The sequence below is a fragment of the Acidisphaera sp. S103 genome, assembly GCF_009765975.1.
GTDB lineage: Bacteria > Pseudomonadota > Alphaproteobacteria > Acetobacterales > Acetobacteraceae > Rhodopila.
In genome coordinates this window covers 34,003-45,135 of the sequence record NZ_LMUJ01000068.1, presented here as the reverse complement: position 1 = coordinate 45,135, position 11,133 = coordinate 34,003, and the positions used below count along the sequence as shown (strand labels likewise).

At 58.3% G+C, this 11,133-nt stretch carries 9 protein-coding genes and 1 pseudogene; 4 read left to right on the top strand and 6 right to left on the bottom strand.

Annotated features, from left to right (window positions below; translation table 11 throughout):
* The 3 genes from GSQ89_RS24895 to GSQ89_RS38665 form a co-directional block, all read right to left on the bottom strand.
* Positions 1 to 1,895: Ig-like domain-containing protein (locus tag GSQ89_RS24895; protein ID WP_216856371.1), on the bottom strand; the 1,895-nt coding region annotated here is incomplete at its 3' end.
* A 374-nt stretch (positions 1,896 to 2,269) separates the two neighbouring features.
* Positions 2,270 to 2,941: an IS701 family transposase gene (locus tag GSQ89_RS38670; protein WP_216856370.1), complete on the bottom strand. Its 672-nt coding sequence runs from the start codon at positions 2,939 to 2,941 to the stop codon at positions 2,270 to 2,272.
* Positions 2,890 to 3,384, bottom strand: coding sequence for a transposase (locus tag GSQ89_RS38665; protein ID WP_216856369.1), 495 nt, complete (start codon positions 3,382 to 3,384; stop codon positions 2,890 to 2,892). The genes GSQ89_RS38670 and GSQ89_RS38665 overlap by 52 nt, the downstream gene beginning before the upstream one ends.
* Before the next feature lie 210 nt (positions 3,385 to 3,594).
* Here GSQ89_RS38665 and GSQ89_RS24885 point away from each other — a divergent pair.
* Positions 3,595 to 4,348, top strand: a protein-coding gene (locus GSQ89_RS24885) for an IS5 family transposase (RefSeq protein ID WP_254073353.1) whose coding sequence is annotated in 2 segments (ribosomal slippage) — positions 3,595 to 3,929 and positions 3,928 to 4,348 — 756 coding nt in all. Because the reading frame shifts where the segments join, the coding sequence is not laid out codon by codon here.
* A gap of 16 nt (positions 4,349 to 4,364) precedes the next feature.
* Here the strand turns inward: GSQ89_RS24885 and GSQ89_RS24880 are convergent.
* Positions 4,365 to 5,519 carry a glycosyltransferase family 87 protein gene (locus GSQ89_RS24880; protein ID WP_158930323.1) on the bottom strand — a complete coding sequence of 385 codons (1,155 nt, stop codon included), beginning with the start codon at positions 5,517 to 5,519 and terminating at the stop codon, positions 4,365 to 4,367.
* A gap of 431 nt (positions 5,520 to 5,950) precedes the next feature.
* Entirely contained in the window at positions 5,951 to 7,138 is a 1,188-nt protein-coding gene (locus GSQ89_RS24875; protein ID WP_158930321.1) for an acyltransferase, read from the bottom strand.
* 770 nt (positions 7,139 to 7,908) lie between these two features.
* On the opposite strand from GSQ89_RS24875, the pseudogene GSQ89_RS24870 reads away from it, so the two are divergent.
* Together GSQ89_RS24870 and GSQ89_RS40245 are read left to right on the top strand one after the other, a co-directional pair.
* A pseudogene (locus GSQ89_RS24870) lies at positions 7,909 to 8,387 on the top strand (transposase).
* Complete coding sequence (locus tag GSQ89_RS40245; RefSeq protein WP_158930319.1) at positions 8,384 to 8,698, top strand: DUF3298 domain-containing protein; 315 nt, start codon at positions 8,384 to 8,386, stop codon at positions 8,696 to 8,698. The pseudogene GSQ89_RS24870 and the gene GSQ89_RS40245 overlap by 4 nt, the downstream one beginning before the upstream one ends.
* A gap of 210 nt (positions 8,699 to 8,908) precedes the next feature.
* Here GSQ89_RS40245 and GSQ89_RS24860 read toward each other — a convergent pair whose 3' ends face one another.
* A complete protein-coding gene (locus GSQ89_RS24860; RefSeq protein ID WP_158930317.1) occupies positions 8,909 to 9,646 on the bottom strand; it encodes a manganese catalase family protein in 738 nt (245 codons plus the stop codon).
* A gap of 159 nt (positions 9,647 to 9,805) precedes the next feature.
* Between GSQ89_RS24860 and GSQ89_RS24855 the strand changes: the two genes are divergently transcribed.
* Positions 9,806 to 11,104 (top strand): ABC transporter substrate-binding protein, encoded by a 1,299-nt coding sequence (locus GSQ89_RS24855; protein ID WP_158930315.1) that lies wholly within the window; start codon positions 9,806 to 9,808, stop codon positions 11,102 to 11,104.
* Positions 11,105 to 11,133 lie beyond the last annotated feature (29 nt).

Here is an 11,133-nt window from a genome sequence, read left to right as displayed (position 1 = left end):
CCGGTCGCGGCGCCCGCGATGCCGTTGACCGCCGTAACCGAAAGCGTCAGACCGGCGGGATCGGTATCGTTGGTCAGCACGTTGCCCGTCGCCACCAGCGTGTTGACCTCGGTCACGGCGGCCGTGTCCGCGGTTGCCACAGGTGGCGGATTCGTATGGCCCGTCACGTCAACGGTGAGCGTGGAGCCGATGGTAAGCGGGCTCGTCGTGGTAAAGGTGGCTGTCGCCGGACTTCCGGTCGTGGGAACGTAGGGCTCGACCGTTGCACCCGAATTGAGTTGCGCACCCCAAAATTCGAACGTACCGCTGGTAGACTGCGTAGTGCTATGTACCAGGGCGACGTTGGAGAACGAGTTGCCATCTCCGGTGAACGTCATGCTCACCTGCTGCCAGGTTCCGGTGGCAGTCACGGTCTGCACGATGCTGGTGTTGGTCGAACCCTGGTAGTAGTTTAGGGCAAACGCGCCACTGCCACTTACCAGCTTCACCCAGACGCTGAAGGTGTAAGTGCCTGACACGTTGGTCTGGTAATAGAGACCAGAGTTAGCACTCGTCAGCGTGACCTGGTCCGCTGTGCTAGCCCCCCCATTCGGGCCGGCGGCGACATTGGCTGTGATCACAGGCGCCGTGCCCGACGTGAATGTGACCCATGGCGACGCGGTGAACGCCTCTGACTGTGAGATCAGGTTCTCGACCGTCTGCGTCGTTGTCTGGTCGTAAACTTGTCCATCCGATACTGTGTAGTTGAACGCATCCGGGACGACCTGGCCATTGGCGAGGGCGAGCACATTCGTCTGGTTGCTGGCCAGCGTATACGTGTACTGCCCATTTGCTTGAATGACGAGCGTGCCATAGGTACCGACGATCGTCGTAGTACCGCTTACCGCGATGCCATTCACCGTGGCCACGGTCAAAGTCTTACCCGCGCCATCGGTGTCGTTGGCGAGCACGTTGCCAGTTGCTACCACCGTGCCGCCCTCAGTCACGGAAGCCGTTTCCACGGTCAATACCGGCGTGTTGCCGGTGACATCGACGGTCAGGGTAGAACTCGAAACAAGTGGGGTGGTGGTGGTAACGGTGGTGGTAACTGCGCTACCCGTGGTCGGAGCGTATGGCTCGACCGTCGTTCCCGGATTAAGTTCGGCACCCCAGAACTCGAAGCTGCCGCTGGTGGACTGCGCGATATCATGCAACAGCGCGACATTGGAAAAGGTGTTGCCATCCCCAGCAAAGGTTATGCTGACCTGCTGCCAAGTCCCAGTGGCAGTCTCAGTCTGCGTGATACTGGTGTTCGTCGAGCCCTCGTAATAATTCAGCGCAAAAGCGCCACTTCCGCTGATCAGCTTCACCCAGACGCTGAAGGTGTAAGTGCCTGACACGTTGGTCTGGAAATAGAGGCCAGAGTCCGCGCTGGTCAGTGTGACTTCGTCCGCCGTGCTGGCGCCGCCACTGGGCCCAGCAGCGACATTGGCTGTGATCACGGGAGCCGTGCCCGAGCTGAATGGCACCCATGGAGAGAGATTGAAGGCCTCCGACTGTGGGATCAAGTTCTGAACGGTTTGCTGTGTCGTCTGGGTGTATGTTTGGCCATCCGATACCGTGTAGGTGAAGGTGTCCGGCACCACCTGTGCATCTGCCAACCCACGGACATTCGCCTGGGTATCGGCAAGCGTATAAGTGTATTGCCCGTTCGCCTGGATCACCAACGTGCCATAAGTGCCGACAATGGTTGTCGTGCCACTCACGGCGATACCGTTCACTGCCGTAACGGAAAGCGGCAGACCGTTGGGATCGGTATCATTGGTAAGGACGTTGCCGGTCGTCACCAACACTTCGTCTTCGGTGACCGAAGACACGTCCGGTACCAACACGGGCGGATTATTTGTTCCACTCACTATCTTTCCCCAAGCGGGAGCCTCCGGTGCACGCCATATTGTCGTGGCGGCAACGAAGGCGTTTTCCACAGACTAGGAAACCTATCGCATGTGCGACGTGGCAGGTAGGCACCTTTCGGGCGATCCGGCTTATCCCTTCGATCAGGCCGGCCTGCATGGATGACCGACCAGTGGTTGCGGGCGTGAGTCCTGAGCCTAATACTACAGTTGTGCTTTGTGGGCTTGGTAGTGGGCTTCAGCCGCGGTGAATTGATGGCGTTGTCACCAAGCGGACCACGCCAGAATGAACGGCAAGCGCAGCGGCGATCGTAACAACAGCTTGGCGATGAGACCGCGGATTTCTGGCACGCTGGGCAAGCCAAGACGGATGGCGGTTACGCGGCGGGCGGTGGACTCGTTCTGTTCGGTTTACCGAACGCGGCGCGGCGAAGCGAGGCCTGCAACCTGGCCAGGAACACGGCTGCCGTCATGCACAACGCCATGTGGCGGTGCCAGCCGTGCCAGAATCTGGCTTCGCAGTGATCCAGGCCAAGTTCCTCCTTAGCGCGCTGAAAGCACTCTTCGATTGTCCAGCGCAGGCCGGCAGCGCAGGCCAGTTCCGCCAGTGTTGTTCCGACGCGCGTGAACACCAGATAGTAGGCGCGCTCGGAGGCATCGCGGCGGCTGCGACCGATCACCACCCAGCGCTCGAAGCCGCTGTCAACTGCCCATGGCAGCGCGATCCGCGCCCAGTCATACAGTCGCGGACCTTTCGACCCCTCACCAGCGGCGTGCGGCGCCCAGGCCCCGGGGGGCAGCGCATCGGCCAGCGTCAAGGGATCAGTCTGCTCCAGCCCTTCGTGCGTCAGCAGGCGCAGCGTGTGATTGGATCGGGTCGCCAGCACATAGGGCTGCTGGCGCGTTTCGAGCATGCGTCGGATGCGGGAATCTGCCCCGTAAAGCGCATCCGCCAGCACGAACGCGCAGGGTGCGCCAGCATCCAGTGCCGTGGCGATCATCTCGGCCGCGATAGCGGGCTTGGTCTGAAAGGCGGCGGTCTCTGGCACGGCTGCCCCCCCCGTCGGCGCGCGGCATCGTTTGCCCACGCCTCCGGCAAATAAAGCCGCCGATCGATCAGTGTCTGGCCAAACCGGCTTGCATAGGCGACGAACACGCCGACCTGACAGTTCTCCACCCGCCCCGCGGTGCCAGAATATTGCCGTGCAACGCCGACGGAATGTGTGCCCTTCTTCAGAAAATCGGTTTCGTCGACCACGAGGACACCGCTGGCCTCGCCCAGTGTGGCCAGCACCTCCGTTCGTACCAAATAGCGCAGCGCGTCCGCCTGCCAGGCGCTGCGTCCGAGCAGCGACTGCAGCCGATAGGGTCGTTCGAGCCCGGTTTGTTCAGCCAGTTGCCACCCTGCCTTGCGTGCTACACCTGACAGTAAGCCGTCGATGAAGGCACTGGCCGAGCGCCGTAACTCGGCCCGGCCGAATGCCGAATTCAACTGAGATTTGAAGGCGGCGAGTTCCTGTTCTCAGGTCAGAAACGAACCTGACCACGTTGCAACAAACATTCTCTGACACTCCCGAATCCATGGGATACAGAGAATCGGAGTTTTGCATAAAACGCAACTGCAGTACTAGGCTTAGGACCCATTAATCACTTGCCTAAGCTCGACGGGCCATGATTCTGGGATTGGCGGGAGGTAGCCGCCATGACCGAATTATTTCTGCTGAGCGAGCCACAGATGGCGCGCATCGAACCGTATTTTCCTCGTCCGCACGGCAAACCGCGTGTTGATGACCGACGGGTGATCAGCGGGATCATCTATGTGATCCGCAATGGATTGGAATGGAAGGACGCCCCCAAGAACTACAGTCCGCACAAGACCCTCTACAATCGGTTTGTTCGCTGGAGCCGCCGGGGGATATGCCAACGGATCTTCGCTGGCCTCGCCGGAGAAGATGATCCGCCGGACCGGATCATGATCGACTCCACCCACCTGAACGTGCACCGCACAGCCGCCAGCCTGCGGAAAAAAGGGGGCCTCGCGCTGCATCGGACGGACCAAAGGCGGCCTGAATACCAAGCTCCACGCCGTCTGCGACGGCCAGGGCAAGCCAGTCGTCCTGCTGCTGACCGAAGGACAGATGAGCGATCATAAAGGTGCCCGGCTTTTGTTCGACCAATTGCCACCCGCGGAAACGCTGATCGGCGACCGTGGCTACGACAGCAACGGCTTGCGTGATGCTTTGAGCCAGCGAGGCATCAAGCCCTGCATTCCATCGACCAAAAACCGTAAGCAGGCCATCGATTACGACAAGACTCTTTACAAACAGCGGCACAAAGTCGAGAACATGTTTGCCAAGCTCAAAGACTGGCGGCGCATCGCGATGCGCTACGATCGCTGCGCCCACACGTTCTTTGCCGCCATTTGCATCGCCGCAGCCGTCCTGCTCTACCTGTAGTCAATGAGTCCTGAGCCTACCTTTCGACAACGTCTTCCCCCAATGACTGACACGTCATTTGAACTGTCTCTATCAAAAGTATGCCCAATAGGATCAAAGCACCCCAAAAGACGTAACTTTGCAGCACGTTGAACCTGGTCGTTGCTGATGCGTTCAACCAAGGCATATAGTTAGCAGTTAAACACCAGGAGACGGCCAGCGCCCAAATCCTTGTCCGCCGCGAAAGCGATGGCGGGTGCTTCAACACTGCACGTAGTGCTAAGACATAAATGGGTATGGCAATTCCGTAATGGTGCTCCCAAGCAATAGGGGACGCCATGGTAAAGCATAGGGCCGCCAAGCCGAGATCCCACGGATCCGCTCGACGTCGAGCGCGGAACGCCACTCCTAAAGGAATCATTGTGAAAACGGCGGCCGCGACTATTGTTGCCGAATGAACCCAATGATTGGGGGGAGCAAAGACATGAGCGTCCCACGTTAAATTGTTTCCGTTACCAAGCAGTCTGTTCATCAGTCCATTGACAGACTGGTTCATATAGACTGACTCACCACGTTTGGAAATAAACGAAAGTACGTCCAGATACGCAAAGCTATTTTGAACGCCATAGCGCAGCACTGCTCCAATGGTAAAGGGGATATAAGTTAGCAGAAAACCCAAGCCAAAGCGATGCTCACGCCAAACTAGCGCCCAGACAAGAAACACCCCCAACTGCGGCTTCATAGTGCAGGCAAGCCCTACTAATGTACCCGCCAAAAAATGACGATCTATAACAAAGGATAGACATCCCCAAATGAATAGGAAGTCGATCCATACTTGAATTTGGCCCAGCGAAATAGCATGCAGAAGCGGGTAGAAGGTACATAGGGCTGCAAAGACAACCATGGCTATCGTCGCAAGACTACCTCCTATCGGAGATTGGCGACGACCTCCTGCCACATCGCAGAGCTCTATTTTCTGTAATAATAAGACCATCCCGATGATGGACCCTAGGAAGGCGACCGAACTCAGGCAATTTAGAAAGAATGGCGAAAGCGAGACAAATGCACTGAGCAGATCAATTATCAGCAGGCTCGACGGTGGGTACTGAAATTTTGCCTTAAGTCCAAAGAATAAAGTCTCATAGAGATTTGAGCCGTGAGGGCCTCGAACCAGTTCGAGCGCCGCAATCATTGGCCCCCAGGAATCATCGTGTGACCCAGGCAGGACTATCTGATGTAACGCATCTAATGGATCCGCTGGGCCTGTAGGATGAGTAGACAGATAGAGCCCCAAGCCACGACTCGCCAGCGATATACATAAGAAGGACACCACAAGGAAGATCCACAGGCGACAATGGAGTCCGTTAGCTCGGTACCAAGGACGAACAGATCGAAAGTTAAACACTGAAGTCCCAACTTTGGCTACGACTATCATGCTCACCGAACTAACGCAGCGGCACCGATGGACCAGTTCTATTGCGAGGTCTAACATTGGTCCTAGTGTTGCCATCTGCGATAAAACGAACTAATCTCTCCGGCGTCCACCGGGGACAGGCCAGCTGCAAACTGCCGGGCCTTCGGCAGCCTGATCCTACAGCAATTGGACTGCTTGCGTACGCCTTATCATCCCATTGCGTCTACCTCATTAGGTCGGCTGTTCGAGGCTGTAGCAGAACCCCCTTTCTGGCAAGAAGTGGTCTTTGTGATTGCCCCGAGACGATCCCCGCGTCGCAAGCCCATTGCGGTAAACAGACCGATTATGATGGATCGTAATAGCGGTTCGCCAAACCGAGCCACACCAAAAGCGACAAACGCTGCCACACTTAGGGCGGAGAGTGCGCTCAGCAGGTAGGACACACCATAGCCAACGAGCAGGTCGCGAATTGCCTTGCCGACCAACTCGTGCAGGAGGTAGAGCGGATAGGTTGCTAAACCAGCCATGCGAACCACGTTCAAGATCCTGGCAGGGATATAGCGGATGATCTCTCTGCGCCGGCAGATTGCCGCCCCGATCAAGCCGCAGGCCACGTACCAAATCAGTACAGGGATGGGCCAGACGACCGATAGGCTGGTCCGTACCGGGAGTAGAGCGACCATTTCAGCCGATCGGCAGGTTATTTCTAACGGTCCGGTCATAAAGCCTACGAGACATGCGACGCGTCCGAGTCTGCTCAAACGCCCTTCCGACCACAGCCACAGAAATATTCCGCATGCAAAGTAAACCCCATGACGTAGGAGCGACAGACTCTTCCAATCGGCATAGTTGAATTCTAATATCGGCAGGTGGACGATGCCCGCAACGTGCAAACTGAAGGCAATGATATAGGTAGCACTCATGACACATAGGACAACGGCGACGCGCTCAATGTATTGGAAGCTCTTGAAGAGCAGCAAAACCAGAATTAGCCCGTAAAAAGTCAGCTCGATCGGCAGCGTCCAGTAGGCTGATGCGAGAAATGGACCGACCGGAAATAGGGCAAGCGATCTTATAAACATTTTCGGCAATGAAGCGCTCGCGCCATAAAGATAAATCAGCGCGGAAAGATTGATAACCGCGCAAATCCAGGCCGCAGGGTACAGTCGCATAAACCGCGACCAAGCGAATTTTCGTGGCGTTGCATGCTGGGCCGATTGAGCGATGACGAGCCCGGAGATCACGAAGAACACTTGAACCCCAACCCATCCATACCACGCAACCAGTGAGGTACTTTTAATCAACCAAGTCAGATGAAACAAGCCAACCAACACGGCGGCGATGAAGCGAATCATATCGACGCCATACATGTAATTCTGGTTGGTTTTCTGTTCCATCGGAAGTTCCTTCTGACCACCAGGTTACCGTAAGTTTCGAGAGACTTCCTGTCCCGACGGCACGGTAACTGATGACGCCTGAAGTGCGAGTTCCGTAGCGTCATCGAGAAACGCCTGGCGGATCAGTGCAAGCGCGTATGCGACGAAACTAGGGCTCGCCGTTGTCCAGACCAGGAACGGAACCCGTATTCTGCGAGACTTCTCTTCGCCTCGTATGTCCACCTGAACCTACCCTCCGACTAGAAGACTATCGTGACGGATGGTCAGGAGGCCGTAAATAATCATTTTGAGCTAGCCCACATTTCTCATACTGGCGAGTGGTTACGTCAGCGCCCGTGCCCGACTGTCTGGTCGCTTGAGATGGGGCTGGGGTATAGGGTTGCGTTTTGCGGTGCGGGATGGATGCAGTGCGCGGTGTGCGGCTCGTCGGCCACCTCGACCTTGGCTCGCCGATTGTACCCAGAGGTCTTCTACCAGGCCATGCGGCCGTTCTTGGCGATGCATCGGAGGTGACCATCGCGCTGGGTCGGTGCGGTCGCCGCCGTGTCGCTCAGCACCGCGGTAACTCGTGGGGAGCATGCAAACCTGTGGGATTTGTTCCGGCTGCGGTAGATCTTAGAGCCTGACTGGAAACGGTTTTCGAATGATCTTCCGGTAAGCTAAGGCATTGTAAGGATTGACCGGTCTCGCGGGTTGCGATTCGCTGGCTCTGCAGCAAGACCGAGTGATTCGCGATACCTTGGAACGAGACCGATCGAGAGAAATATGCGGTGATCCGCCAGCGTTATGCAAGCGACCTGTCGGACGCGGAGTTTGCGCTGGTGGCGCCATTGCTGCCTGTCCCGAAGTCGCGAGGCCGCAAGCCGACCAATCCGCGCGTGATTCTGAACGCGCTGTTCTATCTCGTCCGCTCGGGCTGCCCGTGGCGTTACCTGCCCAAAGATTTTCCCCCAATTCACGACGGTGCAAAACCGCTTCTATGCAAGGCGCGGACGAAACCCACCGCGCCGCCTATGAGGCAAGCCGGATCACACTCAGCGTGGTCAAACGCACCCACCGGGCGGTCAAAGGATTTGTTATCTTACCAATGCGCTGGATCGTTGAGCGGACATTCGGATGGGCGAACCGCGCCCGCCGCCTCGCCAAGGACTTCGAGACATTGATGACCTCCTCGCAAGCCTGGTTCATGCTGGCCATGAACTTCCTGCTTATCCGCAGGATCGCAAGGCACCATAAAAACCATGCGTGATTTCGAGTCAGGCTCTCACTGAGCAGGATATATTCGGCACAAGCACTGATTGGATAAAAACGCTGCAAGAATTGTTTTGGGCCGAACTTCGTAAAGGCGATTGGAAACCTCCCGAGAATGAAACAGAGACCGTCAAGGTCGCAATTGAGCAAAAAATTATACGGCCGGAATATTGGACGTTCACCGCAGAGGGGCTGAAGGTATCCTTCAGTGCCTACAAAGGAGGTTGCTACACGTGTTCTCCACAGCCGATTACGGTCCCCTGGGCAGACCTAAAACCACCACTTTCTCATGACGCACCGGTGCCGTAAAAAGTTGGCGCAGCGGTCGGGGAGGCATTGTCCCGGCCAGTGCCGCCGGCCTGATCATCGACGCGATAGAGCGAAATCCGTTCCGACGAAAAGCGGGCCGCACCTGACAATGTGCGACCCGCTTCCGATGGTCAGCGATGTAGATAGCGCAATAGCGCCCCTCGCACCGATTGCCTCAATGCTCGACCCGATCCGCCGGACGGCCGCAGCCTACTCCGCCGCCGTCGGCATGTGTTCGTCGTCCGGGTTGACCGGGGACGGCGGCAAACCGCCCGACGGCTTCGGGTCGTTCTCAAAGCGGAACTGCGGCGCCTTGTTCCAAGGCCCACGGTGATCGTCGCCCTTGGACAGGTTGAACACCAGGTCGACTGTGTCGTCGGGCTTGATCGTGCCGAAATACGGATCGTCCAGCTTGCCCATCTTGTCCAACGCCGCCATGAACATCTGCGCGTGAGTGATCTCCCGCGTCAGCAGATGGGTCAGCACCTTTTTCGTGCCCTCATCCGAGCTGGCGTGAATCAGCGCCTCATAGGTCTGCCGAGCGCCGGCCTCGGACGCGATATTGGCGCGCAGATCGCGCACGACATTGCCGCCTTCGTTGATATACGCGGCACACCACGCACTGCCCTGGCTATCCACGAAATGTGGACCGACACCACGCACCCGGAACAACGGCGCCGCGTACACGTCTTCCTGATCCAGCTTGCTCGTGTGCTGCTCGATCAGCTTCCCGACAACCTCCAGATGGCTGAACTCCTCCAGCGCGATGTCCTGCAGCATGTCGCGGATCGAGGCGTCGGTTATGTGGAACGACTGCACCCAATACTGCAATGCGGCCGTCAATTCCCCCGTCGCGCCACCGAATTGTTCCAGCAGGAATGTGCCGAAGCGCGCATCAGGTGCCCCGACGTTCACTGGAATGATGGTTTCCTTGCGATGATAAAACATAGCCCTACCCTCCGATGTTGGTCTCCACGGAGGGAACGTCCCGGTCGGGCCGCGGTTGCTTGCCGCCGGCGGCCACCGCACGCCCGCCAACCACCCGCTTTGCGCACGCCATCCGATCGGTCCATGCTCCCCACCAACGACAAGCAACCCGGAGGAAACATGCCGCCTACCCGCCGCCACCTGCTGCAAGCCGCCGCCATCGGTCCCGCCGCATCGCTGCTCGACTGGTCCCGCACCTGGGCGGCCGATCAGCCGTTCGCGGTGGAAAAAGGCGCGACCTTGCAACTTCTGCGCGGCTCGACCTTCCTCCCCGCCGAAGGCGAGACCACGGCCGCCAACATCGCCGCCTTCTCCGCCGCGACCGGGGTTCAGGTCAAAATCGAGAACGTCAACCAGGACGACCTGCCGTCGAAAACCGCGCTCGCCGCGCAGGTTGGATCCGGTCCCGACATCATCTGGACGCAGAACACCACGGCGCACCTCGTCGCCGACAAATTGCTGGATGTCACCGACGTCGCCAACCGGCTGGCCGGCAAATACGGCCCCTGGTACCAGGTCTGCATCGACTACGGGACACAGAACGGACGCTGGATCTGCATCCCGATCTTCGTCGTGGGTTCTCTGATCAACTATCGCATTTCCTGGATGCACCAGGCCGGTTTCGACACCTTCCCGACCACCACCGACGGATTGCTGAAACTGTGCCAGGGCTTGCAGCGCATTGGCCACCCGGCCGGCTTCTCCTTCGGCCACGCCGTCAACGATGCCAACAACTTCAACTACTGGCTGCTTTGGGCATTCGGCGGCAAGGTCACCGACGAAAAAGGCGTGCCGGCGATCGCGTCACCACAAACCCTCGCCGCGCTCGCATTCGCCAAGGAACTCTACCCCACACTGATCCCCGGCGTGATGTCGTGGATGGACATCAACAACAACCGAGCCTTCCTCGCCGGCGAGTGCTCGCTGACCAACAACGGAATCTCGATCTACACGCAGGCGAAGAAGACCGCGCCCGACATCGCCGCCGACATGGATCATGCCGCCATGCCCATCGGGCCGGCGGGTGTCCCGACTGCACAGAACCGCGTCGATCCGATGGTGATCCTCCGCTACACGAAATACCCGCAAGCCGCGAAGGCGCTGATCAGTTTCCTGATGGAAGCACCGCAATATCCGAAGCTGATCACCAACTCGGCCGGGTTCACGACACAAGCCCTCAAGGGTTTCGCCGACAATCCGATCTGGAAGAGCGATCCGAAAATCGCCCCGTTTGGCAAGGCCGCCGAGGACACCCGCGCCGTGTCCTGGCCGCAAACGCCTTCCCCGCCCTCGGCCGCGGTCTTCGCCAACTTCATCGTGGTCGATATGTTCGCGGCGACCGTGTCCGGCACCCTTGATGCAAAATCCGCCATGCAGCGCGCCCAGCAACAGATCGAGCGGATATACAAAAAGGCGTAGCGCCCGCGGCTCGGGTCCGGCTTGTGACG

Bases quoted from the DNA above. Each gene is read 5' to 3' on its own strand.
- GSQ89_RS24880 (WP_158930323.1), bottom strand. From the start codon at position 5,519: ATGATTGCGGCGCTCGAACTGGTTCGAGGCCCTCACGGCTCAAATCTC.
- GSQ89_RS24875 (WP_158930321.1), bottom strand. From the start codon at position 7,138: ATGGAACAGAAAACCAACCAGAATTACATGTATGGCGTCGATATGATT.
- GSQ89_RS24860 (WP_158930317.1), bottom strand. From the start codon at position 9,646: ATGTTTTATCATCGCAAGGAAACCATCATTCCAGTGAACGTCGGGGCA.
- GSQ89_RS24855 (WP_158930315.1), top strand. From the start codon at position 9,806: ATGCCGCCTACCCGCCGCCACCTGCTGCAAGCCGCCGCCATCGGTCCC.